40 protein-coding genes are annotated in these 22,892 nt (G+C 42.9%); 35 read left to right on the top strand and 5 right to left on the bottom strand.

Features of this window, described 5'->3' with window-relative positions; all coding sequences use genetic code 11:
- The first annotated feature begins 16 nt into the window (after positions 1-16).
- Genes AC3WTJ_RS33525 through AC3WTJ_RS33545 form a run of 5 tightly spaced genes read left to right on the top strand, consistent with a single transcriptional unit; the run spans position 17 to position 3,669 of the window.
- Positions 17-1,522, top strand: a complete 1,506-nt coding sequence (locus tag AC3WTJ_RS33525; protein ID WP_492525605.1) for an ATPase, T2SS/T4P/T4SS family — start codon at positions 17-19, stop codon at positions 1,520-1,522.
- A 4-nt stretch (positions 1,523-1,526) separates the two neighbouring features.
- A complete protein-coding gene (locus AC3WTJ_RS33530; RefSeq protein ID WP_492525607.1) occupies positions 1,527-2,459 on the top strand; it encodes a hypothetical protein in 933 nt (310 codons plus the stop codon).
- A gap of 11 nt (positions 2,460-2,470) precedes the next feature.
- Positions 2,471-3,343 carry a hypothetical protein gene (locus AC3WTJ_RS33535; RefSeq protein WP_492525609.1) on the top strand — a complete coding sequence of 291 codons (873 nt, stop codon included), beginning with the start codon at positions 2,471-2,473 and terminating at the stop codon, positions 3,341-3,343.
- A 14-nt stretch (positions 3,344-3,357) separates the two neighbouring features.
- The gene (locus tag AC3WTJ_RS33540; RefSeq protein WP_164819826.1) at positions 3,358-3,507 is read left to right on the top strand and encodes a hypothetical protein; all 150 of its coding nucleotides are present in this window, start codon (positions 3,358-3,360) and stop codon (positions 3,505-3,507) included.
- Between the two features lie 30 nt (positions 3,508-3,537).
- Entirely contained in the window at positions 3,538-3,669 is a 132-nt protein-coding gene (locus AC3WTJ_RS33545; RefSeq protein ID WP_268597730.1) for a hypothetical protein, read from the top strand.
- 69 nt (positions 3,670-3,738) lie between these two features.
- On the opposite strand, the gene AC3WTJ_RS33550 is transcribed toward AC3WTJ_RS33545, so the two are convergent.
- The 5 genes from AC3WTJ_RS33550 to AC3WTJ_RS33570 form a co-directional block, all read right to left on the bottom strand.
- Positions 3,739-5,190, bottom strand: coding sequence for a recombinase family protein (locus AC3WTJ_RS33550; protein ID WP_492525611.1), 1,452 nt, complete (start codon positions 5,188-5,190; stop codon positions 3,739-3,741).
- A 26-nt stretch (positions 5,191-5,216) separates the two neighbouring features.
- Entirely contained in the window at positions 5,217-5,834 is a 618-nt protein-coding gene (locus AC3WTJ_RS33555; protein ID WP_492525613.1) for an ImmA/IrrE family metallo-endopeptidase, read from the bottom strand.
- Positions 5,835-5,929: 95 nt separating this feature from the next.
- Entirely contained in the window at positions 5,930-6,751 is an 822-nt protein-coding gene (locus tag AC3WTJ_RS33560; RefSeq protein WP_492525615.1) for a restriction endonuclease, read from the bottom strand.
- A gap of 181 nt (positions 6,752-6,932) precedes the next feature.
- Positions 6,933-7,499 carry a hypothetical protein gene (locus AC3WTJ_RS33565; RefSeq protein WP_492525617.1) on the bottom strand — a complete coding sequence of 189 codons (567 nt, stop codon included), beginning with the start codon at positions 7,497-7,499 and terminating at the stop codon, positions 6,933-6,935.
- 52 nt (positions 7,500-7,551) lie between these two features.
- On the bottom strand, positions 7,552-7,944 hold the full coding sequence (locus AC3WTJ_RS33570) for a helix-turn-helix domain-containing protein (RefSeq protein WP_492525619.1): 393 nt from the start codon (positions 7,942-7,944) through the stop codon (positions 7,552-7,554).
- Between the two features lie 153 nt (positions 7,945-8,097).
- On the opposite strand from AC3WTJ_RS33570, the gene AC3WTJ_RS33575 reads away from it, so the two are divergent.
- The 30 genes from AC3WTJ_RS33575 (at position 8,098) to AC3WTJ_RS33720 (ending at position 22,876) form a co-directional block, all read left to right on the top strand.
- Positions 8,098-8,322, top strand: coding sequence for a helix-turn-helix transcriptional regulator (locus AC3WTJ_RS33575; RefSeq protein ID WP_492525621.1), 225 nt, complete (start codon positions 8,098-8,100; stop codon positions 8,320-8,322).
- 19 nt (positions 8,323-8,341) lie between these two features.
- Positions 8,342-9,106 (top strand): phage antirepressor KilAC domain-containing protein, encoded by a 765-nt coding sequence (locus AC3WTJ_RS33580; RefSeq protein ID WP_492525623.1) that lies wholly within the window; start codon positions 8,342-8,344, stop codon positions 9,104-9,106.
- A 215-nt stretch (positions 9,107-9,321) separates the two neighbouring features.
- Positions 9,322-9,510 (top strand): hypothetical protein, encoded by a 189-nt coding sequence (locus AC3WTJ_RS33585; RefSeq protein WP_492525625.1) that lies wholly within the window; start codon positions 9,322-9,324, stop codon positions 9,508-9,510.
- Positions 9,511-9,746: 236 nt separating this feature from the next.
- A complete protein-coding gene (locus AC3WTJ_RS33590; protein ID WP_492525627.1) occupies positions 9,747-10,016 on the top strand; it encodes a hypothetical protein in 270 nt (89 codons plus the stop codon).
- On the top strand, positions 10,013-10,222 hold the full coding sequence (locus AC3WTJ_RS33595) for a hypothetical protein (protein WP_492525629.1): 210 nt from the start codon (positions 10,013-10,015) through the stop codon (positions 10,220-10,222). Before AC3WTJ_RS33590 ends, AC3WTJ_RS33595 begins: the two co-directional genes overlap by 4 nt.
- Positions 10,219-10,473 carry a hypothetical protein gene (locus AC3WTJ_RS33600; protein ID WP_492525631.1) on the top strand — a complete coding sequence of 85 codons (255 nt, stop codon included), beginning with the start codon at positions 10,219-10,221 and terminating at the stop codon, positions 10,471-10,473. Before AC3WTJ_RS33595 ends, AC3WTJ_RS33600 begins: the two co-directional genes overlap by 4 nt.
- Positions 10,470-10,640 carry a hypothetical protein gene (locus tag AC3WTJ_RS33605; protein WP_492525633.1) on the top strand — a complete coding sequence of 57 codons (171 nt, stop codon included), beginning with the start codon at positions 10,470-10,472 and terminating at the stop codon, positions 10,638-10,640. The genes AC3WTJ_RS33600 and AC3WTJ_RS33605 overlap by 4 nt, the downstream gene beginning before the upstream one ends.
- Before the next feature lie 104 nt (positions 10,641-10,744).
- A complete protein-coding gene (locus AC3WTJ_RS33610) occupies positions 10,745-10,915 on the top strand; it encodes a hypothetical protein (RefSeq protein ID WP_492525635.1) in 171 nt (56 codons plus the stop codon).
- A 44-nt stretch (positions 10,916-10,959) separates the two neighbouring features.
- Positions 10,960-11,241 (top strand): hypothetical protein, encoded by a 282-nt coding sequence (locus AC3WTJ_RS33615; RefSeq protein ID WP_492525637.1) that lies wholly within the window; start codon positions 10,960-10,962, stop codon positions 11,239-11,241.
- Positions 11,180-12,097: an ATP-binding protein gene (locus AC3WTJ_RS33620; protein WP_492525639.1), complete on the top strand. Its 918-nt coding sequence runs from the start codon at positions 11,180-11,182 to the stop codon at positions 12,095-12,097. The genes AC3WTJ_RS33615 and AC3WTJ_RS33620 overlap by 62 nt, the downstream gene beginning before the upstream one ends.
- Complete coding sequence (locus tag AC3WTJ_RS33625; RefSeq protein ID WP_492525641.1) at positions 12,094-12,489, top strand: single-stranded DNA-binding protein; 396 nt, start codon at positions 12,094-12,096, stop codon at positions 12,487-12,489. Before AC3WTJ_RS33620 ends, AC3WTJ_RS33625 begins: the two co-directional genes overlap by 4 nt.
- A 65-nt stretch (positions 12,490-12,554) precedes the next feature.
- On the top strand, positions 12,555-12,704 hold the full coding sequence (locus AC3WTJ_RS33630) for a hypothetical protein (RefSeq protein ID WP_492525643.1): 150 nt from the start codon (positions 12,555-12,557) through the stop codon (positions 12,702-12,704).
- 209 nt (positions 12,705-12,913) lie between these two features.
- Positions 12,914-13,456: a site-specific integrase gene (locus tag AC3WTJ_RS33635; RefSeq protein ID WP_492525645.1), complete on the top strand. Its 543-nt coding sequence runs from the start codon at positions 12,914-12,916 to the stop codon at positions 13,454-13,456.
- Between the two features lie 233 nt (positions 13,457-13,689).
- A complete protein-coding gene (locus tag AC3WTJ_RS33640; RefSeq protein ID WP_492525647.1) occupies positions 13,690-13,947 on the top strand; it encodes a hypothetical protein in 258 nt (85 codons plus the stop codon).
- A gap of 215 nt (positions 13,948-14,162) precedes the next feature.
- A complete protein-coding gene (locus AC3WTJ_RS33645) occupies positions 14,163-14,354 on the top strand; it encodes a hypothetical protein (RefSeq protein WP_492525649.1) in 192 nt (63 codons plus the stop codon).
- Positions 14,355-14,371: 17 nt separating this feature from the next.
- Positions 14,372-14,533 (top strand): hypothetical protein, encoded by a 162-nt coding sequence (locus AC3WTJ_RS33650; RefSeq protein ID WP_492525651.1) that lies wholly within the window; start codon positions 14,372-14,374, stop codon positions 14,531-14,533.
- A complete protein-coding gene (locus AC3WTJ_RS33655) occupies positions 14,530-14,865 on the top strand; it encodes a hypothetical protein (RefSeq protein WP_492525653.1) in 336 nt (111 codons plus the stop codon). The genes AC3WTJ_RS33650 and AC3WTJ_RS33655 overlap by 4 nt, the downstream gene beginning before the upstream one ends.
- Positions 14,846-15,265, top strand: a complete 420-nt coding sequence (locus AC3WTJ_RS33660) for a YopX family protein (RefSeq protein ID WP_492525655.1) — start codon at positions 14,846-14,848, stop codon at positions 15,263-15,265. The genes AC3WTJ_RS33655 and AC3WTJ_RS33660 overlap by 20 nt, the downstream gene beginning before the upstream one ends.
- Before the next feature lie 13 nt (positions 15,266-15,278).
- Positions 15,279-16,163: a hypothetical protein gene (locus AC3WTJ_RS33665; protein WP_492525657.1), complete on the top strand. Its 885-nt coding sequence runs from the start codon at positions 15,279-15,281 to the stop codon at positions 16,161-16,163.
- The gene (locus AC3WTJ_RS33670; RefSeq protein ID WP_492525659.1) at positions 16,160-16,381 is read left to right on the top strand and encodes a hypothetical protein; all 222 of its coding nucleotides are present in this window, start codon (positions 16,160-16,162) and stop codon (positions 16,379-16,381) included. Before AC3WTJ_RS33665 ends, AC3WTJ_RS33670 begins: the two co-directional genes overlap by 4 nt.
- 2 nt (positions 16,382-16,383) lie before the next feature.
- Positions 16,384-17,118, top strand: coding sequence for a DNA-methyltransferase (locus AC3WTJ_RS33675; RefSeq protein WP_492525661.1), 735 nt, complete (start codon positions 16,384-16,386; stop codon positions 17,116-17,118).
- 284 nt (positions 17,119-17,402) lie between these two features.
- A complete protein-coding gene (locus tag AC3WTJ_RS33680) occupies positions 17,403-17,753 on the top strand; it encodes an ASCH domain-containing protein (protein WP_492525663.1) in 351 nt (116 codons plus the stop codon).
- Positions 17,753-17,941 carry a hypothetical protein gene (locus tag AC3WTJ_RS33685; protein WP_492525665.1) on the top strand — a complete coding sequence of 63 codons (189 nt, stop codon included), beginning with the start codon at positions 17,753-17,755 and terminating at the stop codon, positions 17,939-17,941. The genes AC3WTJ_RS33680 and AC3WTJ_RS33685 overlap by 1 nt, the downstream gene beginning before the upstream one ends.
- Positions 17,919-18,119 (top strand): hypothetical protein, encoded by a 201-nt coding sequence (locus tag AC3WTJ_RS33690; RefSeq protein WP_492525667.1) that lies wholly within the window; start codon positions 17,919-17,921, stop codon positions 18,117-18,119. The genes AC3WTJ_RS33685 and AC3WTJ_RS33690 overlap by 23 nt, the downstream gene beginning before the upstream one ends.
- Positions 18,079-18,438: a RusA family crossover junction endodeoxyribonuclease gene (locus AC3WTJ_RS33695; RefSeq protein WP_492525669.1), complete on the top strand. Its 360-nt coding sequence runs from the start codon at positions 18,079-18,081 to the stop codon at positions 18,436-18,438. The genes AC3WTJ_RS33690 and AC3WTJ_RS33695 overlap by 41 nt, the downstream gene beginning before the upstream one ends.
- Before the next feature lie 469 nt (positions 18,439-18,907).
- Positions 18,908-19,912 (top strand): hypothetical protein, encoded by a 1,005-nt coding sequence (locus tag AC3WTJ_RS33700; RefSeq protein ID WP_492525671.1) that lies wholly within the window; start codon positions 18,908-18,910, stop codon positions 19,910-19,912.
- Positions 19,913-19,968: 56 nt separating this feature from the next.
- A complete protein-coding gene (locus tag AC3WTJ_RS33705; RefSeq protein ID WP_492525673.1) occupies positions 19,969-20,442 on the top strand; it encodes a hypothetical protein in 474 nt (157 codons plus the stop codon).
- Positions 20,443-20,716: 274 nt separating this feature from the next.
- Positions 20,717-21,169: a terminase small subunit gene (locus tag AC3WTJ_RS33710; RefSeq protein WP_492525675.1), complete on the top strand. Its 453-nt coding sequence runs from the start codon at positions 20,717-20,719 to the stop codon at positions 21,167-21,169.
- Positions 21,132-22,649, top strand: coding sequence for a phage terminase large subunit (gene terL, locus AC3WTJ_RS33715; RefSeq protein ID WP_492525677.1), 1,518 nt, complete (start codon positions 21,132-21,134; stop codon positions 22,647-22,649). The genes AC3WTJ_RS33710 and terL overlap by 38 nt, the downstream gene beginning before the upstream one ends.
- Positions 22,643-22,876 carry a hypothetical protein gene (locus AC3WTJ_RS33720; protein WP_492525679.1) on the top strand — a complete coding sequence of 78 codons (234 nt, stop codon included), beginning with the start codon at positions 22,643-22,645 and terminating at the stop codon, positions 22,874-22,876. Before terL ends, AC3WTJ_RS33720 begins: the two co-directional genes overlap by 7 nt.
- The last annotated feature ends 16 nt before the right edge of the window (positions 22,877-22,892 follow it).

Below are 22,892 nucleotides of genomic sequence, written 5' to 3' on the forward strand. Positions count from 1 at the left end.
AAACGGGGTGAAAGGAGTGAACGAGGAAAGATTTTCGATTATTACCTATATGCACGAACGAAAATATAAGGAAAAGGTCGTAGGAGCAGGTTTTGAAACGAGAACCTATCAGGCGGGCGATGGCAGCACAGAGAAAATGGTTGGATTAGAATCAGAGACTAGAGATAGCTGCTACGAATTAGGAGAAGGAACGGGTGGTGAACAGTCCTCACAGGAGGTTTTACTTTTTGATCAGTGGGTTCAGGATATACGCAGTGAGCTTGTAACGATGAAAGGCAGAACGGAGGCCGAGAAACAACTCTATAATGAAACGTTGAATCGCGCCATTCTTGGTTATGAGGAGGATCGAGGGAAACTGCTTGCCGTTATTCATGATCTTGTTTCAAAAAGAAGACTTACTGGCAGACCACCCCGAACGAGCGGATATGCGACTTTGCCGGAGGCAATTTTTGCAGAAATTATTGGAATGAACGTGCTGGAGCTAGTATTGAAACATAAGGAGGGACTTGAAGAAATCCAAGTTGTGGGGAGGCAGATTTTTGAGGTGCGTGGCGGCAATGCGATTCCATCCGCTCATGTGCTGCCTTCTGTGCGTGAATTAGAAAGAATTCAACAGAATTTAGTGCTTTTTAACAATGATACGCTGAATCCTAGAAAGCGCTGGGCCGAGGTCGTGCTGCGGGATGGATCGCGAGTGACGATGACCGGCTTCGGATTTACGGCTGAGCCCACTTTGATGATCCGCTTTTATACCGTAAAGAGGTTTGAGTTGACGACTTTGGCTTCTGCGGAGCTTGCCACCATGAATCATCGAATGGAGCAGTTAATTCGGTGTTTAATCCGTTCTTATTTTAACCTGGTCGTTATCGGCCCCACGAATTCCGGTAAAACCAATCTTATTAAAGCAATCATTGGTGAAATGGATCATAACGAAAGGATTATTACGATCGAATCGCGGTTTGAATTAAATCTAAAGCGGGATTTTCCGTACAAAAATATCGTCGAATACGAAATTGACGAAGAAGATCCGAGACATTCCGGCTTGCAGGCTTTTAAGCTGGCATTGCGTCAATCACCAAAGCGGATTTGTCATGCCGAGATTCGAGACGAGGATGCGAACCTATATGTCAGAGCTTGTACGCGGGGGCATGAGGGCAGCATTACTTCCGTTCACGTAAGTGAACTTGAGGATGTTCCTGATGCGATTACAGATATGTGCATGTTGGACGGAAGGGGAATGGATCCTCTGCGTTTGACGAAACGGATTACCGAGTTTGTGACACAAATCGGGATAGAGATGGCTGTTGTCCAAGCAAAAAGGAAGATTGTGCGGATCGTCGAATATCGGTACGAAAATGAGGAGGTTTGCGTGACGGAACTCGCAGTTTATGACAAGTCGACAGAGGATTGGAAATTTCCCGGGAAATTGTCGCAACCTGCATCGCGGAAAATCAGTAAGGCTGACCATGAGGGGCATGCTTTGTTGATGAAGCTCGGTTTTATTGAGAAAGAAGGCGAGTGATGGCATGATTTTCGCTACATATGCCTTTCTAACATTGCTGTTTATCGTCGTATATCTGGCTGTGCGATCCATTTTACACGTACTAATCCGACAGCGCAAAGCCAGATTTAGGCTGCATTATGTCAAAATGTCTTCGTTCGGCAATCGTTTCAGTGAATATTTGGGTCATCGAAGTCGATTGATTAAGCATGTAAAGGATATGATGGAATCCGTCGAATTAGGCATGAGCCTGCAAACGATGCTGGTGGTGACATTTGTCTTATTTTTAGTCGGCGTGATAGCGGGAATATTGTATTTTCAGTCGGTAAAAGGGGTTCTGATTTTGACTTGTATCTGCGTGTCGCTGCCCTATGTGCTGCTTCGGCTTAAATTGGTTAGTGTGAGGCTGCAAACCCGCTTGGAGTTTCTTCCTGCTGTAGAAGTATTTTACCAGTATTACATGGTAGATCCTCATAAGAATATGAAAATGGCACTGAAATATTGTATAGAGGAAAACCGCATTTTGTATCCGATTAAGCCTGTGTTTGAGCAGCTTTATCGAAATCTGATGACACAAAGAGATAAGGAGGAGAGTCTGCGCATTTTTTCACTCACATTGGGTCATGCATGGGCCGAGTATTTCGTTGGTATTATGCGTGTCGCTTTGACGGAAGGGAGTTTTGTTGGCGATAGTTTCAAAGAGCTAATTATCGACATGCGAAAAGCGCAGCGATTCGATCAAATGGAACGAAATCGGCTTTTGGAGATTCGGATTGCCAATTTTACGCCGATTTTATTTCTAGTCTTATTTTTGTTCATTAATTTCAAAGTAAACGCTGACAATGCCTATTTATACTATGTTTTGGACCCTGGCGGACGCAATATGATTTTGGATGCACTTTTGCTGATATTCGTTTCCTTTATCATGGGGATTTATCTTTCAATGCGAAGAATGTGAGGACTTAATGAATGATCCAAATTGCATCTAATTTGCTACTATTCGTGCTGTTCATGACGGCCGTTTATCACGGTATTATGCTTGTGCCTGTTCGGGCAAATAGGTGGAGGACATCGCAAGTTATGGGCGTGCTTCGGGAGAAGAAGCTCCCTGACTGGTTGTTCAAATGTTTAGGGATAAAGGCAAAGACGATAGAAGAGAAGCGTCAGCTTCTTATAGGGTGCGGCATCCGGATGAATGCAGGCCTCTACGAAGGAGGCAGGAGAATTCTGTTGCTGGCAGCCTTTCTGGTTGGTGTTTTAGGTTATGCCGGCGTACAGCGTCCAAGGCTCACTTTGTTTATTGAGCCTATCTATGTATTAATCGGGGCGGCTTGCCTGTTGCTATTTTTGTTTTTCGATAAAAAAGTGCTGGCTCAGTTGAAGGAAAAGAGGGCGCATCGCATTGTTCGGGAAATTTACGTCATTAGTCATCACCTGCTTTATTACAACGATTCACATATGAGTTTACATGCAAAGTTATCTTTATGTACAGCTCAAACTCGTTCAATTCGGACACAGTTCGGGCTGCTGCTCAATGAATGGTATCAAGGCTCGGAAGCCGCAATTGCCCAGTTTAAAATCAGGTTGGGAACGGACGAAGCACACAGCTTCGGGGAGACATTGAATGTGCTCAGATTGAATGAACATGCGAGCTACTACGATCTCCTCAAGCAAAGGATTCAGGACTATAAAGAGAAGATGGAGTTAGTGCGGGAAAGTAAAAAAGAGGCAGTCTCTTATGTGTTGTTTGTGCTTGCCGGACTGCCGATTTTGAATACGTTTCGAGTATTTATGTACCCGTGGGTTGCCGAAGGTCAGCGTTTATTTCATGCAATTAACTAAAGGAGTGGCGTGTTATGAGAAATATTTTAGTTACCGTTATGATGCTGATTGTGGTTGCTTTCCTCTTTACATCGATTGTTAATGATGGTTCGACAGGATTAAGGCGGAATATTTCGACGCATGGCACGCAGGCCAATACGGATATTACGGCATTAAGGCCTTAATGCAGAGGGCAGGCTGTGAGGTCGATTTTGATGACAGTGATGTTGATTATGGTTGTGATTGTTATCTATAACAATGTGGTTGGAGGAAGTACGGGAACGCGCATGCAGGTGAACAACGGAGGTGCCAGAATTAATGGAACCATAGAGCGGATTGATCCATGAAGCAGCTATTAGTGTTCGTTTTACTTGTAACTATGCTCTGTTGGCTCAACTACGGATTAGTACAAATATTTATTTGTAGAATTCCACTTCTACGTCCCATTCCTTACCCACTTTTGTGACTGTAATGTGTTTGAACATCGCTTGTATTGCTATTTTTTTATCAGAAGGCTCCATGTCAGACCAAACACTATACAATTGATTTAACCAATCGATAAACACGTCAAATGAGATATCCTCTTCCTTACCACCTGGACCCAGACCATCTAACTGTTTTTTTATTTCTTTAGTCCTGATCAATTCCTCATCCATTAACCTAACAAAATCTTCATATGGTAAATTACCATCACCAAACGCATACTGCCAATTATTCTTGCGTGTATCACTTTTTGCAAGTTCGCGTTCTAAACTTTTTCGTTGCTTCTCTGTGTCGTCTGGTTTCTTCGTTCCTTTACTTGTAATAAAACTTTCTTCGGTGGTTTTTACAATTAATTCTGGAAGCACCTTCTTGAAAATTAATTTCTCTAATTTCATTTCCGAAATATCTGATTGAGTGCAGAAAGCTCCTTTTGAATATTTTCCATAGCATCGATACAGCTTATATTTTTCGCCTTCAATATGACTATTTACAACTCTGCCGTGATACGGATTTCCGCACGCTCCGCATTTAACAATCGTACTGAATGGGTATTCATAACTAGACCTCGATATTTCACTGTTAGATTTTCTGTGCATCATCTTTTGAACCGTATTAAATGTATCCTCATCAATAATGGGCTCATGGTCGCCTTCTTTTATAATTGATTTGGATTTATCACCTTTCGGCGTATAGTGATGTTTACCAACATAGGTTATATTCCCTAGCACGTAATTCACTGTTCTATCATAGAAAAGACCGAAATTTGAAGAAAACCCCTCTTGATTGAGGTGCTTCGAAATTTTATGTTTCCCCCATCCTTTGAGGTAGAGATCGAATATGAGCTTCACTATCTCAGCTTGCTGTTCGTTAATTATTAGTTTGTGATCAACAACATCATATCCAAATGTGGGCTTAAAGTTAACGCGGTATCCTTTCTCCGCGCGCTTTGTAAGCCCTTTTGTCACTTCTTCAGATAAATTCTCGCGGTACATCTGCGCAAAAACTCCAAGGAAGTATACAAACATACGTCCGGACGGTGTGCTCGTATCGATGTTCTCACTAAATGAGACCAATTTCATGTTTTTTTTATTAAACAATTCAATGAGATCGTGCAAATCCCCAATATTTCTAGTTAGACGGTCTAATTTATGAATGAGAACTGCGTCGAACTTATCCTGTTTAGCATCGTTAAGTAACTCTTGCACTCCAGGACGGTCCTTTAAATTTTTACCTGAGATACCTGGATCACTGTAAACTCGGACAAGATCCCAGTCGTTTATTCTAATATACTCAATCAACCGGTCATACTGAGCTTCGAGGGAGAATCCTTCCTGAACCTGACGATCTGAGCTGACACGGGTATATATGGCCACTTTCATTTTCATAATTAACCTCCTAAATAAAAAAGCCCCTAAATATGGGCTTGAGTTGTTTTTTTCGCTAGTAATTGTCTTTGTAGCTGCTCTAAAATTCGATTTGTCTCATCTGTATATTCTACTTCTATTTTAACCGGCCTGCATCTTCGGACATACTCTTGGTCATATTTCTCGATCATGATTTTCCGTTCCATCTGCTCGATGCGTTTACGAACCAGGTATGTCGGAAGGTTGAAATCTTTAGAAATTGTTTGTATGTAAATGTCACGGATCTCAATGTCGTTATACTCATTAAGCATGTAGTAGGGGATGGATGCGTACATTTGGAATTGCCCAGCTTGCTCTTCCTGCATTTCAAGGAAAGAATCGGACATGCTGCGCTGCCGGCCGACATGCAAAATCGGGTGACCCAATTCATGAAAGAAGTTCTCGCGCTGTTCGATCTCCTCCAGATTTTCATTAATGGCAATAACTGAATATACGCCATCTTCCCACTTTACGGTTGTTCTACCATCATAAAAGATGACATCTGTATTAAAAACTTTTGCAACTGCTGCTATATTTAAGTCCGATGGACGCATGATCCCATTTTCCACATATTTATTGTTGATCCATTGTTCCGTATCGCTTGGTTTGTAAAATTGAAGTTCCATTTAAGTCCTCCTATGTGTGGATGTGTTGGTATATCAATGGAAATATACGAATATACGTTCGATTATATCATAAAAAGAAAACCCCGCGAAGGGGATCATCTATAATACTTCTTTTTCCGAACAGGATTTTTTCGTATAGTTGAAAAACTGTCGTTTTTAATTACTGGTACTTTTTTTGATACTTGGTGGTTATTTCTGCATAGATGAAAATCATCTCCACCAATCAATTTAAAGCTAACAATATCTCCGCACTCTAAGCACATTTGTTCAAAATGTTGTGACTCAATATTTTCAGGGAAGGCATGATCTATAAGTTCAGATAGTGATTTATTATCGACTAGTTCAATATTTTTTCCTTTTACATATTCATACGCTGTATCAGTAAACCCTGAAGTTGAAACAAAAAAGCCCTTTACTGCTTTTTCTTCAACCATAGCAGCATAAAATTTTTGAATCATAGGTCTACCGATATTCTTGTCAACGGCGTAACGTTTACATTCGATTAAATACTTTTTACCATCTTTCAGTGCTATAGCATCTTTACCGCCATCATTCGAGTATGGCGTCTGAGTTACTACATATCCAAGTTTCGAATATAGTTTTGCAATTGCATCCTCAAATTCCTGTGGTGATAGTTGCAACAAGTCAACGACCTTATTAAAAGAGTCATTATTAATGCGGTGAGCTTCACCAGATTGTAGGATTTCAGCATTTCTTTTTATTTGAGCTATTCTATTATCATAAGTGGCTTTAATCTTATTTTTTTCAATTTCAATTAGTTTCTTTTCATGATATTCCTTACAAATCGCGCATAGTAATTCGGATTTTCCGTGTTTTACTCCATGTCCACATCTGGATATTTGATTTTGTTCTATAAAGTGTCGTAATAAATAGTATGAAGTAAAAAGAACTAACATTATTATTAAAATAATCCAAATCCACCAGTCCGCCAATCCAAAAAAAGACTGAATTAATGCAGCGAAATAAATATAAATAAGCAGGCCAATTATACTTTGAAATATAGTTTTTATTAGATATCACACCTGGAATCCTCATCGGATGAGGGATTTGCTTTTTCACTTTTTAATATGGCGAGTATCAATTTATGTTTTCATGAATTGTTTCTAATTGATTGTTTAACATGAAGTTTGATTCTTCACGATATTTCATTAATTTTTCTACTAATCTTGAGGATTTGCTTGTATTGATAGTATTCAAGATAAGTATAAAAGCATCTATTTTATTTATTACCTCTTGTGGATTGGTAATAGGCGAATAAATATTTGTTATTATCTCTTTGTTTTCTCCAGTGAATTTTATGTTATGAGAATACAAACCATTTTTTTCTTTCAATATGTATAAGGTATTGAAATATTCATTGATTTTATATTCTAAATCAGTAGCTAGTGTAAATGGGTTACTTACCGTGCGCTTAATATTCAGCATACATGAAATGACATAAATGATTACGAATATTATCAAGTATCCAGCTGTTAACACTAATTCATTTGTCCACAAAAAGTCTAAATGATTAAAGTAAAAGTAAAGAAACTTAACTATGTAGAAAACAATGCCCATTTTGAAGATTATAAACCCGTGAGATGTTAGGATATCTTTTAATTTATCCGATGCCGTTAATTTAGAATTGTTGCTGACTTTCATCATTACCTCTAAGTAGGCTCCACCTAGGCAGCGGTATTTGCTTTATTTTTACTGTTTATTTTTTCTTTTTAGCTTCTTCCTCTTTTTGCTTCTTCCGCGCACGGTGCGCCTCGATCACAGCTTCAGCCATTTCGATTTCTTCCTCGGTCCAGTCTCTACCTCCACCATAGAAGGCCATGCCACTGTCTGGCGTTATGCTAATCGATTTCTTTTCCCCTTCAGATGGTAAGTGTCCTGCTTTTTTCATTAATTCTTCGTAATCGTAGTTATAAGCAGAAGATAAAGCTTTGAGGGTATCCGGAGAGGGAGTAATAGTTACACCTGTTCTAGGATGCTTTCCGCTTTCTAATGAACTTATGTATGAATAACTCAATCCACTTCTTTTTGCGGCTTCTCTTAGACTTAATTCACCTCGTAGTTTCTTCAAAAAATCCCCTAACTCAGACACTAAATACACACCTCCTCACTCCGTTGTTCAACATATAAAACAAGTGTACTACAAATAATTTTTATTTCAACGATCTACAGAGTTGACAAAGTGTTTTACCTGTAGTACATTAAGAGTGTGCTACAGATAATACAAGAAAAGAGGTGATGTTAAATGAAAAACAACCTTCAGTTTCTTATCGAATCTAACAGCGTCAACATCTCTCATATGGCTAAAGAAATAAAGGTATCCCGCGGTTCGATATACAGAGTATTAAATGGTGGTGTACCATCAGCTGAACTGCTTCTAAAAATCAGCAATTACTTTAAAAAAGATGCGAGAGAAATTTTTTTTGTTCCGAGTGTTCTACAGGTAGAACGAAAGAGAAAACTAAGTTAGTTAAAAGGAGTGATAAAAAATGAAACTCGTATTCATCGAAAACAATCGCCTTATCACTGATAGCCTAGTTATCGCTCAGACGTTTGGTAAGGAACACAAAAACGTTTTGCGTGACATTGAATTACTTGAATGTAGCACTGAATTCTCACGGCTCAATTTTGAGCAATCAACTTATGTAAGCGACCGAGGAAGAGAATATCCAAAAGTTAACATGACACAAGATGGTTTTTCGTTTCTAGCATTCGGTTACACGGGAAAAGAGGCAGCACGTTTTAAGGAAATGTACATCAACGAATTCAACCGAATGCGCGATGAGCTCACCAAACCTCAATTTAAACTTCCACAAACGATGGCTGAAGCGCTTGAAGAGTATGCCGCTCAAATAAGGAGAACTGAAGCGCTGGATGCAGAACGCAGAAAACTCCAAACCAAGATTGCAGAAGACCGATCTAAAGTGTTATTCGCCGAAAGCCTCCAGGAATCAAAGGACTCCATCCTCATCGGAGAGCTAGCTAAACTCCTGAAACAGAATAGTATCGACATTGGGCAAAATCGATTGTTCCAACTACTCAGAGAAGAAGGATACCTGATGAGCAAAGGCGATCAGTACAACAATCCAACACAACGTTCAATGGACCTACAGATTATGGAAATCAAAACTGGAACTCGCGGTGCTTCAGATGGAACAACACACATTACTCGAACAACCAAAATAACTGGCAAAGGCCAAGTTTACTTCATTAACAAATTTAAAAATCAATCTGCACTTACATTAGCTAAATAAGGAGCGATAACAATGGATAAAAAAGAAGAAGTTTACCTTAGTCAGCACGCTACATCTGTCATGTTGGAGCTCATGAAAAAGTATCCAAAACCAAAAGAAAATCCTAAAGAAAACAAGTCAGCCTAACACTTTCCTAACACATACAATCCGTATTCTACCATATAGGAATAACCGCTAACAGAGAAGTTTACTAAAGTTTACACAAAGGAGACACCATGACCCCACAGAGCTACCTTAAACAACACGATCCGCAGCGGTTAACTGGTGATGATCTAGCACAATTCCGCAAAGGAGCACTGGAAATGCTCAAATCAGGCAATGAGCCGGCGGTGCTTGCGGCAATCGGATACATGAAGTTACTGAGCCATATCGATTACATGACATTGGAGGCGATGAAGAAGTGACGGTAGTGTTGCCATGCAAGAAATGCGGAGCGTCCACGATTTTATTTCTGGGGACTAAAGTGTGTACCAAATGCGATCACGAGGAGGATGTTAAATGAACTGCTACTGCTGCACCAGAAAAGCCACACACCGCATATACGAGGATCTTAAGCCAGTATGCACATTCCATCGTGACGAAGCTTTAGAGGAAGAAAATCAGCCAATCTTGGTCATGAGGATAGAGGAGGTCGGGAAACGTGAGTCAATTGGAAGAACTGCTTAATAAAGATCAGATAACTTGTATTGCTAACGATTACAACGAACTTTGGCGTGGTGGTGCAATCACAGACAAAGACCATTCTCAAGCGGAAGATTTAATCATATCTAACCTGGCTGCAATCAGGTTACTGAAAATAATGGAAATGTACATTGGCTTCTTGAAGGTTTGCATCCGCAGCGGAGAACAGATGGGTAAATACGAGGATATTGAGGTTTTCGAAAAATCACTCGAGGGGGTAGACATATGACCAAACAACAAATGGTGAAATACCTTCGCGACCAAGCCTTCTGGATCGAACGGTTAGCAGAAGAGGTTGAGCAAGGCAAGGAAATCACATGCGCATGGGCCGTGGATCTGGACTTACCTGAGTATCAAACCGAAGTCGTAACAATCCACGATCAACTGAAACTTAACCACGAGTTACATACTGCCGTAGAGGAGTTGAGCGCATGAGACAAATGGGATATGGATTTTTTCCTGGGGGAGATCCGAGAGACTTCACTCCTGATGAGGATTGTACAGAAAAAGAAATACAAGCTTGGATAGAGGCTTGCGATCAATGGAATCGCGGAGAGCGAGTTGTTTGCGAGGGTTCGCATCGTTGGTTAGTTAATGCAGCTGGTGAAACGATCGGCACAGCTACAGTATCAAGTTTCGGAATTGGGATTTATTTCTATGATGACGAGGAGGATGAATCTGCATGAGCAATATCCTGAGCCCACAGTGGCTGCAACACTTCTACCAGTTCGAATCCATCGAAGATCTGCAATATAAGCTGATATTCACGGAAAGTGCAGCTGAGAGGCACATGCTGGAGTTGGAGATTAACCGGAGGGAGTCGGAGCCACATGACGAGAGAACCGCAGGCTGAGGAAGTCGAACCGTACTGGCATGACGATGAACCGCAACGTAAGCGCAAGCGCCGCACTGTCTACGACGACATAAACACACCTTACAGTGAAGGAGGTGAAAACGATGAGTGAAGCAGACGTGTTAGCAAAATATCGTTGGTATAAGAAGCTAATGATGGAGTCAGGCACAGACAGTCCGGAGCATACGGCATGGGTTGAGATTGTAAGGGAAACTTACGCCAAAATACAAGAAATGACCACTGCGTCAACAGTGGCCATTCAAGGGAATATGTAAATTTAATTGTGATTTTATTATAGCACCTTCAAGAGGTGAAGTGAATGCAGCAAATTACGCAGACTAAATACGTCATCCAACATTTCGAAGGATACTTCATCAACCTGAAATATGAGGCGGTCAAAGATTTCAAGTCCGCCTACCGTTTTTACACCGAAGAAGATGCCCTTCAATTCCTTACACAGAGCTATTATAGGACAACCAATCCGGAATTATACCACATCGTCCCAATAAAAATTACCTACGAATTGGAGAGTGCTCAAGATGCAAATCAGACGAGCGGAACGGAAGAAAGCGAAGTTGAGATTGGGCATAAGTGCTCCTAGTGGAGCTGGGAAAACATACAGCAGCTTACTAGTGGCTTACGGAATCACTGGAGACTGGGAAAAGGTTGGATTGATCGATACGGAGAACGGCAGCGGTGATCTGTACGCGCACCTTGGAAATTACAGCATTATCCCAATTGACGCGCCGTTCACACCGGATAAGTACATTCAAGCTATCAAATTGTTCGAGGATAACGGATTTGAAGTCATCATCATTGATTCCCTCACACATGCATGGGCAGGTGAAGGTGGCATCCTGGACATTCAATCAGCCGTAACTGCAGCATCTAGAAGCGGAAACAGCTACATGGCGTGGAGAGAAGTGACGCCTAAGCACAACGCACTTGTTAACGCGATCCTGCAGAGTAAGTGCCACATCATCGCTACCATGAGGGCTAAAACGGAATACGTCCAGGAGAAGAACGAGAAGGGCCACACGGAGATCAAGAAAGTTGGGTTAGCACCTATCCAACGTGATGGCATGGAATATGAGTTCACTGTGATGCTCGATGTATCAACTAACCACACGGCATCAGCTTCCAAAGACCGCACAAGCCTATTTGACGGGCAGTACTTCAAACCAGATATCAATACAGGGAAGAAGCTTCTAGAGTGGCTAGAGAACGGTGTGGAGGTTGTTAGCGTGGATACTATCGACGAGATTCACGGTTACTGGTCGCAGCTTGGGTTTAACGAAAGCAAAATTGATGATCAATGCAAGAAAACATACGGAAGCACATTGAAAAACATGACTGAGCCGCAAGGTAAGGATTTCATTATCAAATTGCAAGGACTGCTACAAACAAAACTAGGAGATAAAGAAGCTGCTGCTTCAGAGGAGGAACAAAGCGCATGAACCAAGTTGGATTAGTAGGGCGGTTAACGAGAGATCCGGAATTACGTTACACGGCAAGTGGGACTGCTACATGCAGTTTCACTCTGGCAGTAGATGATCCTTTCGCAAAAGGAGATAAGAAGGCGGACTTCATAAGCATTGTAACGTGGAAGCAGTCAGCAGAAGCATGCGCTAACTTTTTAAAGAAAGGTAGATTATGTTCGGTGGAAGGTCGGATTTCCACTAGGGACTACGAGAAGGACGGACGCAAGGTCTACGTGACTGAAGTTATTGCGAGTAATGTTCGATTCCTGGAGAAAGCAGAAGGGCAGCAACAACCGGCTAAGCAAGCGGATCCTGTGTTCGAGGACAGCAAGGCGATGAACTATAATCCAGACGATTTACCGTTTTAGCAGATCCAGCGTAACGGAGCCTAATGGCTCCTTACGTATCAAAATGAATAGGTGGTGGACATGAGATGAAAATAAAATCAGTTGAATTTATCACTGAAGAATGCCCAGTTTGTGGTGGCGGTGGATTCTCAGGTCTAGGAACCATGTACGACGATGTATGCGACGAATGCGGCGGAACTGGCGAAGTTGTTACAGGAGTTAAAGAATCAAAATGAATAGAGGTGTCCGTAAGTGAAACAAGTAAAAATAGCATACATTGATGATGAAATCCAATTTCGTGATGTAATAACTAACAAGCTTGAAGCAAGGTATACACAAAACGCCAACATGACAATTTTCGAATATATTATGTACTTGCGAAAAGAATTAAACATCGAAGTCATTCAATGAATAGACCTTTACATTACAAAATGAGGTGAAACAGATGCAGTTTGTTCAGCCAATTAGAGATCCGCAGAAGATTGAGGACATGAAGCAGGCACTGTTGCGGAGGTCGAAACGAGATTGGTTCATATTCGTGTTCGGCATCAATACCGGGCTGCGCATTGGTGACATTCTCAGGCTTCACGTAAAAGATATCCGTAATCGTACACACATTAGTTTAGTTGAAGGAAAGACACGCAAGAAAAAGTGGGTACCGATTAATACGGATCTGAAGAAAACTATCGATGAGTACACCCAGGGAATGAAGCCTGGAGATCCACTTTTCAAATCATATCGCACCAAAGAAAACCTTGGGCGCACACAAGTATATCGCATTCTAAACTTTGCCGCTGCGGAGTGTGGCCTTGAAGAGATAGGGACTCATACATTACGCAAAACATTCGGTTATCACTTTTACCAGAAGACGAAGGATGTGGCGATGCTGCAGAACATTTTCAATCACGCGTATCCATCACTAACAATGCGGTACATCGGCATAAATCAAGACATGATCGACGATGCAGTTAGTAATTTCGCATTGTAAAGATCTGAATAACAAATGACTTGGAGGTGCGGTATGCCGCCTGTTAAATTGGTTTGTTGGAAATGTGGTCGGCTGTATTATCACGGAACTATAACATCAAATCTATGCAATAACTGTACTCCAAAAGTTACTACCACTTTCACCGACAACACAAAAGTTAACGGAAATTCATGAATACTTTGGTACGTTACGAGAGGATCACATCCTCTCTCCATATCCACTAAGGAGGCCATATGAGCAAATTCAAAGCTTCAACTCACGACAAGATTGATCAGCGCGTTAAAGAGCTACTCCGACCTGAAATTGAGGCCGGGAAAACATATCGCTTCAACGGCAGAGACGCAAAGGGACCGGCTATTCTTGAGCGTCCAGTGATCGAAGTAGATGATCAACACGTGACTTACCTGCGGCAAGGTGTGCCCACCAAATGCCAATTGGTAACGTTTCAAAGGATGTACGAAGAGCACGGTGTAGAAACCGACTTAACATAAAACAGATTCTGAGGTGAACTTATCGTGGATGAGCAAGTAAGGGATCAACTGAACAAGAAGCTTTGCATTGAATGCATGAAGGTATATACGGATTTTGTAGATAAATCAGGAAATAGGATTTGTCATAGTTGTGACAAACGAAAGAAAAAAGAAGCTCAGAAAGTAAGAAGATATATTACGGATTTATATTTTAAACGTGAGTTCGGAGGTTCGAAATGAACGTGATACCACTTAGTGATAAAGCAAAAGCCGTATGCAATAAGCACTACGGCAGCAGTTATAAAACGGCAAAATGTCAAGAATGTGAGATCCAAACCGCCTGCATTGGTCACAGGGTTAACAATTACGAATCACTGAACAAATGGATAAGCGGAATTAACACAGCAGCGGAAGCAGTGAATCTATAGCTAAGGAGTGACCACATATGACCGAACTAGAACGCACGCAACACCTAACGCGCCAGTTGCCTCTACAACGGCTGAAAATGACGCCATGGGACTACATTCGATATTTCCGCATAGCAGCGTATACGTACGTCTGGGAACGCGGTAGAAAGATACTGAAGTGGATTGGGGTGGAGCTATGATGATAATTACACCAGAAATGATCGTGGAAGCTTATGAAATAACAGGACTGAAGCCAGGTAGAGGGGATTTGTTTCCGAGTAAAGGATGTGCATGTGCATTAGGAGCATATGCAGTATCTAATGGTTACACAGACACTGTTTTGGCATTAAAATTCCTCAATACTTTAACTAGCTATGATTATGTGAATGCATTTGGTGAGGGATTCGATGGTATCTCACTTTCTTATCCGGAATACGAAGATGCCTACAAGGACGGGAAACAAGCATGGGAAGCTGTGAAGCACTTATCTGATCCCGAAGGAGGAACCGACAATGCGCGAACACCGCTATAGAGTATGGGACCCAGCAACAGAAACAATGACGTACAACGTAGGGTTACACCGCATATCGGAGTTTGCGGATGAGACGCTCGTGAAGATGCAGATGACGGGATTGAAGGATAAGCGTGGGAATAACGTGTACGAAGGTGACTTTTTAAAGTGCTACATACCTGTAGAGATCATCGATAACGGGTGCAATGCGCTGGATGGTGAGACGGTTATAGCTAAAGTTGTATTCGAAGATGGTTGCTTTATGGCAGAAGCAAAAACTGTCAATTATCCGTGGGTGTTGAACGGAGATAAAACAATATTAAGTTGGCTGCTGGATATCAAAGCATATGACAGATACACGGTCACATCAGAAGTTTGCGGAAACATCTACGAAACATTTGAACTTTTAAAGCAGGAATAAAGGAGGGGTAGAGGTGGCAAGAAAAAGGATGATTGACCCCAGCTTTTGGGTGGATGAGAAACTGGGTACCGTCGATCCGTTGGTTAGACTCCTCTTCATGGGTCTCATCTCACAGGCTGATGACGACGGAAGGCTAAACGGACACCCTGCACTTATACGATCACTTATCTATGCTTACGACCACGAAATCACAGTTAACCATGTGGAGGAGTGGCTCGCGTTGCTTGCTGCTCCCGAAAGGAAGTTAATCATACGGTATGAAGTCGATCACCAGAAGTATATCTGGATTCCCAACTTCAAGAAGCATCAAACCATCAACAAACCGCAGAAATCCAAGCTTCCTGAGTACTACGGTAACGATACGGTAGTGGTGAGTGATGACGACGGTAGTGATCCCGTGCAAAAGAAGTTAAAAGAAGAGAAGTTAAAAGAAGAAGAAGTGAAAGAGAAGGGAAAGGAAAGGGACATGCCCCCACCCGACTCTAATCCTCACAAGGATAAATTATTATCTCTCATCAACGAATGCAAAATCGATGGATACACCCTTTACGACTTAGATTATCTGTACTCGTTTATAGGAGTTTGTGACATTGAAGTAATCGAAGCGTGCATAAAAAAGGCTGAAGGCAGACAACTCAGTTATGCGATCGGTGCGTTGAAAGGAAAAATCAAAGAAGGCGTGGTTAAAAAAGAGCAGTTGTTCCAAAAACCAGAGGTTGGTACATACAACAACATCAGACCGATTGGTTATCGAAATGGACCATCTGGAAAGCCATCCATCCCAGTGGTCACACCTACCGATCAGGGAGCCGGTCGGTTAACCGAAGAGGAAATGTCGGAAGCTCGGCGCATGGCAGCAGCACTCGATGAAAGGTTTAACAAGGGGGTAGCCACTTGAAAGCACAAATCGAATTCGAAGCTGAATGGGACAGTTTTGAATGGCTACTGGTCGATGACTTGCTGAAAGGGGACATGGTGCGGTTTAACCACCGCATCGACCGTCTCCGGGGATCGCTAGCCATACTCGGCTGCAAGAAAGAGTACAGGGAAGAGCAGATTAAGATTCGCGTTGAAGAGTTGCACGAGCATATTAATTTAAAACGGGGAGTGGTGTAAGGATGATTAACGAGGTCATACATGGAGATTGCCTAGATGTAATGACGCAGGTGCCAGACGCATCCATCGACATGATCCTCTGTGACTTACCTTACGGTACCACTTACAACGAATGGGATTCAGTAATCCCACTTGATCAGCTTTGGAAGCAATACAAGCGAATAATCAAGGACAACGGCGCTATCGTTCTTACTGCACAAACACCATTCGATAAAGTACTGGGAGCAAGCAACCTGCAGATGCTTCGGTATGAGTGGATATGGATAAAAAGCAATGGCACTGGTTTCCTTAATGCTAATAGGATGCCGTTAAAAGCACACGAAAACATACTTGTGTTTTACAAGAATTTACCGACCTATAACCCACAAAAGACACATGGACACAAACCAGTAAACCGATACAAAAAGCACACTAGCGACGGAAGCAATTACGGCAAGACCATAATTGGTACCGAAGGTGGTGGCCAAACAGACCGTTATCCAGTGGATGTGCTGGATTTTCCTAGAGACAACGAACGGTACCACCCAACGCAAAAACCTGTTGATCTCGGCCGGTACCTGATACGGACTTATACAATTCCTGGGGACACAGTACTAGATAACACTTGTGGAAGTGGGAGTTTTCTCGTTAGTGCAGCCGAAGAGAACAGAAACTACATTGGGATTGAAAAGGAACTTGAGTATGTTGAGATATCTAGGCAGCGACTAAAGGTTATACAACCAGCTATGAACTTTTAATGCTTTCAAATCGCAAAAAGCAACAGCCATATAACCGAATTTCCCAACACCAATAAAAAGGAGCGATGAACTATGCCAGGGAAGGGCGCACCAACACCACCAATCGTCGGGAGAAAAGTCACTAACATTCAGGTGCTCACGCAGAGCATCAACGACTGCCGCAAGATTTACAGTGAGTTAAGTGACCTGACATTCAGCCTGTTATACGAGAGGAAATACGGAGTTAAGTCGGCGAGGGTGCTTGAGATATTGGGCACCCAGTCGCAGGGACCAGGGGGTGCAGCATGAGAGGGTTAATCATCAAGGATCCTTGGATAACGAAAATTCTGAGCGGTGAGAAAACGTGGGAGATAAGAGGGTCGAATACAAAAATACGCGGGGAAATAGCGCTTATCAAAAGTGGCACTGGAATGATCTACGGAACAGCCGTATTAACAAAATGTTTTCAGGTTACTCAAGAAGCAATGTATCAGGGATTTAAAAACCACCGCATAACTGCGGATTATGATATCCCATACAAAAAGTGCTATGTGTGGGAATTGAGTTCGCCAGTAATCCACCCTGAGCCAATACCGTATAAGCACCCACAAGGTGCGGTCATCTGGGTGAACTTAGATAAGGGGGACATCGCCTGATGAAATCACAATGGGAAGATCACGTGCTGAAAAGTGTGCTTGAAGTTAGGGCGATACGTACGGACCTGGACGATGAACAGTTTATCGAGTGGTACGCAGAACGGTACAAGGTGCTGGAGAAACGAGTGAAGGGGATTTTGGATAAGACGAGGGAGATGAGCGAGCATGATTCTATACCAGCTCACTAAGGACGGAGAGCCATTTGGAGAGCCGATGCCTGAATGGTTGGCGGACAAGCTTATTAAGCGGACGCAGGTCAGTATCTCGAATGAGTTGGGGAAAGAGATCGTGAAGCCGGAGCTAAAAGTGATCGGAGGACAAGCCTATGCAAACAATTCGAGTGAACGAATTTCCGCCAACGCTTAATGAGCTGAATAACATGCATTTCAGGGTGAGAGCAAAGCAAAAGGAGTACTGGGAAGAAATGATGCAGCGTTCCTGCCTGGAGCAGCACATCAAACCAGTGAAGAGAATATCGATCACGTTAGAGTTTTACTTCCCTGACAAACGGCGTAGGGATCCAGACAATTACGGATTTGCAGCAAAGTTCATTGCGGACGGATTGGTGAAGGCCGGCATACTTGAAGATGACAGTTTCAACGAGGTCACAGAACTCAGGATCGTGAAAGGCGGCGTATCGAAGCCGAAGCATATTCTAATTCATCTGCATGAGGTGAGCGCATGAGGAGACACGATCTGCACGTTGCTGAGGGATGGTTCAATGCACTTATACTAATTACACCGTTTTGGATTCTAATCGGATGGTTGGTGTTCAGATGAATGAAACATACATAAGTACCGTTCACAGCGAGTCAGGTAGGCGTACAGGCGTGATAATCATATCGGACGATGCGAAGTTCATCCGAGACTCTAAACGTCTCACAGATGCCATTAAAGCGGTCTGGGAAGGTGGTGACAAAAATGGACGAGATGGAGGTGGAAAGCACAATAAAGTCTCTTGAGGAACTTATTGAAGCGGATTTATCATCCGAGAAGGCGCTTGACTGGATGTTCGGAGATTGATACTAAATGTTGTGTAAACGAGAGAAAAAGTATCAAGATATTGCGATATTCACTGTATTATAGAGTTAATTTATGATAAAATGGAATTATAGGAAAATACGGCGTTTTTTAGCCGAATTCGGGAGGTAAACATGAATTTACGTGACCAATTAACCAGTGTTGAGAACCAACTTGCGGAAGAAAAAAGCAGCTTGAATAAGAACACAGAGCTTATTGCTCATCTCGAGGAGAAACAAGCGCAGTTGACTGCTCAGATAAACGAGCAAGAAGCCGTGCAGCAGGAGCGTATTCAGGTGCAAGAAGAAAAGGTTGAGTCAATTACACTTCCGTATGATTTCAACTCTGTTTTCGATGATCCGAGAGCAAACGAAATGATTATCGAGCTAATAAAAGACTTTCAACGCCAGGCGTATGCAGATCATAATGCCGAGGTTGCAGAGTTGATTGCTGAGCATAAATCTGAATTAACCTTGGTTAAGAATCAAAATGAAATTCTGGAAACAGAAAACAATGCATTGTTAGAGGCTAATGGGCGCTTATCTAAACAGGTTGATGGATTGAAAAATGAAGTTTACCTTGCTAACAATGCGACTGAGGATGCTCTATCCAAACGCGATGCTGCCGTAAGAGAAAAAGAAGGCATTGAAACACTACTGACTGAGAAACAGGAGCACATTGACAAGTTGCGTGATGAAATAGCAATCGGAGCGAAGGCTGCAATAAACGTGACGAGTATTAGCCCGTCTGACCGACTGGCCGCACTGGTACAGGAAAGCAAAAGCGCAAAGATCAAATCCTCTCTCGAACTCGCACTTGAGCGTACAGAACCGGTTAGAGGTAAGATTGACGTGGTTGCGCCACCTAAAGCGCTAGAGGAAGCCACGTTTCCTACACAAACCGGTGATTCAACTAATATCGGACTGGACAACACAGCGTCTAGTCAACTTCCTGCAGATAATACGGAGGTAACTTTTCCCGAGCTCCCCAAAGCAGAAGTACCAACCGTACCAACTGGGATGGCTACCGGACAACCTGAAGCTAGCGCTGAAGGTCAAGTCACGAGGGAAGAATTCACGGCGCTGATCAAACGTGTAGAAGAGCTAGAGAAAGTTTGCGACATAGAAGCAGCTGCTTAAGTAATGGTCAATGTCCGGCATGACAAACCAACCATTACCCAAGGGAGGAACCCGGCATGAGTACTGATTGGAATATGACTTACAATGATTTGAGCAGTGAAATTGAGATATTGAATGTTAGAGTGTACGAGATCAAAAAAGAAATTGAGTTCGTGAAGAGGTTCATGGACACTCCTCCTAGGGCTAAGCTAGTGGCAAATTACAGCGGAATGCCTGGGGGCAGCGGATCATTCTCTTTTGAGCGGTTGTGTGAGCAGTACTGTGCGCTACAAGCGACTTTGGAAGATGTGATGGACATCCTGTCATTGAAACGTGAGGCACAACAACGCATGGAAGCCATAATGAACAATTTTGAGGACTTATCACATAGAGTAATGGTTATGAGGGACATACAACACATGTCATTGCACAACATTGCCGACGTGTTGGGGTATAGCGAGTCCTATATCCGCAAAGTGAGCATGAAGACAACAAAGCGTAAGTTTAAAATTAACATCAAGCAGGGAACAATTAGGGAACAAATCTCATGAGCTGACCGTGTTATTATGATATTAGGTTAGTTCATGCCGGACAACCCCTTAGTTGCTTACGGTTGAAGTGACGTAACGCGGGTACAGCGTAATAGTACAAAACCGAAAGAGAAGCCAGAGCGTTACGACACGCACTCTGCAGCTTCTCTTTTTATATTCAGTCACAGGAAGTGAATTCATATGCAGGAGCTACTCGACCTATTGTGCTGGTCTGCTCCTGTATTTTTTATTTGGTGGAACTGGTTCTGGAGCGTCTATTACAGAGAGGAAGTGAATGATGATGGCATTGACGGATAAGCAGATGAAATTCGTTGACGAGTACATGGTGGACATGAACGCAACGCAAGCTTATCTGCGTGCTGGATATAAGTGCACAGAGGAAGCCGCAAGGGTTAGTGCATCGAAATTGCTAACAAATCCTAACATTGTAGCAGAAATTACTACAAGGCAGGAAAAGTTGCAGGAAAAGACGGAATTAACTGCTGAGTGGGTTCTTAACGAGCTTGCAGATAATCATAGGATTGCGAAACAGATGGGTGATATGGCGCCATCAAACAAAGCACTTGAGTTGATTGGTAAGCATATCGGTATGTTCACCGATAAGGTCAAAATGGATCTAACTGGCGGATTGAACACCACCACGCAAGACTTAACTGGCTTAACTCCAGACGAACGGAGGGCGAGAATAGATGAGCTTAACCGCCGCCGAGGAACTGGAGCTTCTTAGACTTCTTGAACTGGAAGAGAAGCATAACGCAGCCAATGACTACTACGAGTATGTGAAGTATACACATGGCTCGATGTATGGATATACAAGGCATGGTGAGCACATATGCCGACTGCTAGATGATGCAGTTAAGAAGCGTAAGCGCATGTTAGCTGGTCAGATACCAGTGAAGACGCAATACTTCATGTTATCGGTACCGCCGCAGCATGGTAAGTCGATGCACATAACAGAGACATTCCCGAGCTACTTCTTAGGTCACTTCCCGAATGAAGGTGTGATCGAAGTCAGCTATAACAGTGGATTCGCCGAGAAGTTTGGCAGCAAGAACAAAGATAAGGTTGAGGAGTTCGGCAAAGACCTCTTCGGCATTGATGTAGCTGCTGATACGAGGGCCAAGGATGAATGGTCCGTATCGATTGATGGCAAGAAGACGCGCGGTGGCATGATCTCCAGAGGGATTATGTCAGGCATCACCGGTTCATCATGGGGTGACTGCGTTATCATCGATGACCCGATTAAGAACCGCGAGGAAGCCAACAGCGAGACGTACCGCAACAAGATGTTCGAGGAGTGGAAAGACTCCATATCGACTCGTATCCATCCAGGCGCTATTGTGATCCTGATCAATACGCGATGGCACGAGGACGACCTATGGGGCAGGTTGCTTGATCCGATGCATGGTAAGCCGCTGCCATGGGTGGTAACTAACTTACCGCTTGAGTGCGATGAAACGCATATTGAGAAAGAAGGAAATCCGCTGGCAAGGGAGCTTGGTGAACCGCTGTGGCCCGAGCGATACGGAAAAGACTTTGTAGAGGAGCGTAAAGCTTACCCGACGTCGTTTAACGCGTTGTTCCAAGGCAGGCCAACGAGCCAAGAAGGTAACATGCTTAAGCGTGATTGGTGGAAGTATTACGATGTTCTGCCACCGATAGCATCGAATCTCATTAGCATTGACGCAGCGTTCAAGGATGAGAATGAGAGTGACTATGTGGTCATCCAAGTATGGGGTAAAAACAGAGCTGATATGTATCTTGTAGACCAGGTGCGAGCGAAAATGAACTTCCCGGCAACCGTTCAGACAATTCGCAATATGGTTAAGAAACACCCAACAGCCGCTTGGAAGCTGGTTGAGGATAAAGCGAACGGTTCTGCAATTATCGCCACGCTACACCGTGAGATTGGCGGTATCATCCCTATTAACCCAGAGGGTGGTAAAGTGGCAAGGGTGAACGCGGTATCCGCTTATATCGAGTCTGGGAACGTCTACTTACCACGACATGCCGAGTGGATACATGACTTTGTAGAAGAGGCGGCAAGCTTCCCGAATGGTAAGAATGATGATCAAGTTGATGCGATGAGCCAAGCGCTGCATCGTTTTATTTATTTTAGCGGTGATTTCCCTGATAAAGAGGCTTCGCCGTTACCTTTCGCATTCAGGACAGAGGAACCAAGCCAAGGAGGGTTCATGAATTGGTAATCATATTAGCCTTATGCATTCCCATTACAGCTATCGTAGTGGGTTATTTCACGTTAAAGGCTGTGCAGCTCGGATTGCGTTGGCAGATTGAGACGAAGCAACAGCAGCTTCCGACAATGGACAAGCCAATTGTTAATCCATTCGTGAGTGAGCCTAAGAAGCCAGTTACTTTGGATGACAACATACTCGATGAGTGGCTAAACGGACCCAAGCCAGAAAGTAGGTGATTAAGTGGACGAAACA

It is taken from the genome of Paenibacillus sp. FW101-FHT12H11, from assembly GCF_058790355.1.

Coding starts and splice junctions, on each gene's coding strand:
- AC3WTJ_RS33535 (WP_492525609.1), top strand. CDS start 2,471: ATGATCCAAATTGCATCTAATTTGCTACTATTCGTGCTGTTCATGACG.
- AC3WTJ_RS33560 (WP_492525615.1), bottom strand. CDS start 6,751: ATGTTAGTTCTTTTTACTTCATACTATTTATTACGACACTTTATAGAA.
- AC3WTJ_RS33625 (WP_492525641.1), top strand. CDS start 12,094: ATGAACCAAGTTGGATTAGTAGGGCGGTTAACGAGAGATCCGGAATTA.
- AC3WTJ_RS33580 (WP_492525623.1), top strand. CDS start 8,342: ATGAAACTCGTATTCATCGAAAACAATCGCCTTATCACTGATAGCCTA.
- AC3WTJ_RS33615 (WP_492525637.1), top strand. CDS start 10,960: ATGCAGCAAATTACGCAGACTAAATACGTCATCCAACATTTCGAAGGA.
- AC3WTJ_RS33680 (WP_492525663.1), top strand. CDS start 17,403: ATGAGAGGGTTAATCATCAAGGATCCTTGGATAACGAAAATTCTGAGC.
- AC3WTJ_RS33605 (WP_492525633.1), top strand. CDS start 10,470: ATGAGCAATATCCTGAGCCCACAGTGGCTGCAACACTTCTACCAGTTC.
- AC3WTJ_RS33585 (WP_492525625.1), top strand. CDS start 9,322: ATGACCCCACAGAGCTACCTTAAACAACACGATCCGCAGCGGTTAACT.
- AC3WTJ_RS33675 (WP_492525661.1), top strand. CDS start 16,384: ATGATTAACGAGGTCATACATGGAGATTGCCTAGATGTAATGACGCAG.
- AC3WTJ_RS33630 (WP_492525643.1), top strand. CDS start 12,555: ATGAAAATAAAATCAGTTGAATTTATCACTGAAGAATGCCCAGTTTGT.
- AC3WTJ_RS33575 (WP_492525621.1), top strand. CDS start 8,098: ATGAAAAACAACCTTCAGTTTCTTATCGAATCTAACAGCGTCAACATC.
- terL (WP_492525677.1), top strand. CDS start 21,132: ATGAGCTTAACCGCCGCCGAGGAACTGGAGCTTCTTAGACTTCTTGAA.
- AC3WTJ_RS33565 (WP_492525617.1), bottom strand. CDS start 7,499: ATGATGAAAGTCAGCAACAATTCTAAATTAACGGCATCGGATAAATTA.
- AC3WTJ_RS33545 (WP_268597730.1), top strand. CDS start 3,538: ATGACAGTGATGTTGATTATGGTTGTGATTGTTATCTATAACAATGTG.
- AC3WTJ_RS33555 (WP_492525613.1), bottom strand. CDS start 5,834: ATGGAACTTCAATTTTACAAACCAAGCGATACGGAACAATGGATCAAC.
- AC3WTJ_RS33635 (WP_492525645.1), top strand. CDS start 12,914: ATGCAGTTTGTTCAGCCAATTAGAGATCCGCAGAAGATTGAGGACATG.
- AC3WTJ_RS33620 (WP_492525639.1), top strand. CDS start 11,180: ATGCAAATCAGACGAGCGGAACGGAAGAAAGCGAAGTTGAGATTGGGC.
- AC3WTJ_RS33690 (WP_492525667.1), top strand. CDS start 17,919: ATGATTCTATACCAGCTCACTAAGGACGGAGAGCCATTTGGAGAGCCG.
- AC3WTJ_RS33645 (WP_492525649.1), top strand. CDS start 14,163: ATGAACGTGATACCACTTAGTGATAAAGCAAAAGCCGTATGCAATAAG.
- AC3WTJ_RS33660 (WP_492525655.1), top strand. CDS start 14,846: ATGCGCGAACACCGCTATAGAGTATGGGACCCAGCAACAGAAACAATG.
- AC3WTJ_RS33640 (WP_492525647.1), top strand. CDS start 13,690: ATGAGCAAATTCAAAGCTTCAACTCACGACAAGATTGATCAGCGCGTT.
- AC3WTJ_RS33650 (WP_492525651.1), top strand. CDS start 14,372: ATGACCGAACTAGAACGCACGCAACACCTAACGCGCCAGTTGCCTCTA.
- AC3WTJ_RS33700 (WP_492525671.1), top strand. CDS start 18,908: ATGAATTTACGTGACCAATTAACCAGTGTTGAGAACCAACTTGCGGAA.
- AC3WTJ_RS33530 (WP_492525607.1), top strand. CDS start 1,527: ATGATTTTCGCTACATATGCCTTTCTAACATTGCTGTTTATCGTCGTA.
- AC3WTJ_RS33595 (WP_492525629.1), top strand. CDS start 10,013: ATGACCAAACAACAAATGGTGAAATACCTTCGCGACCAAGCCTTCTGG.
- AC3WTJ_RS33655 (WP_492525653.1), top strand. CDS start 14,530: ATGATGATAATTACACCAGAAATGATCGTGGAAGCTTATGAAATAACA.
- AC3WTJ_RS33610 (WP_492525635.1), top strand. CDS start 10,745: ATGAGTGAAGCAGACGTGTTAGCAAAATATCGTTGGTATAAGAAGCTA.
- AC3WTJ_RS33600 (WP_492525631.1), top strand. CDS start 10,219: ATGAGACAAATGGGATATGGATTTTTTCCTGGGGGAGATCCGAGAGAC.
- AC3WTJ_RS33540 (WP_164819826.1), top strand. CDS start 3,358: ATGAGAAATATTTTAGTTACCGTTATGATGCTGATTGTGGTTGCTTTC.
- AC3WTJ_RS33550 (WP_492525611.1), bottom strand. CDS start 5,190: ATGAAAATGAAAGTGGCCATATATACCCGTGTCAGCTCAGATCGTCAG.
- AC3WTJ_RS33710 (WP_492525675.1), top strand. CDS start 20,717: ATGATGATGGCATTGACGGATAAGCAGATGAAATTCGTTGACGAGTAC.
- AC3WTJ_RS33705 (WP_492525673.1), top strand. CDS start 19,969: ATGAGTACTGATTGGAATATGACTTACAATGATTTGAGCAGTGAAATT.
- AC3WTJ_RS33695 (WP_492525669.1), top strand. CDS start 18,079: ATGCAAACAATTCGAGTGAACGAATTTCCGCCAACGCTTAATGAGCTG.
- AC3WTJ_RS33685 (WP_492525665.1), top strand. CDS start 17,753: ATGAAATCACAATGGGAAGATCACGTGCTGAAAAGTGTGCTTGAAGTT.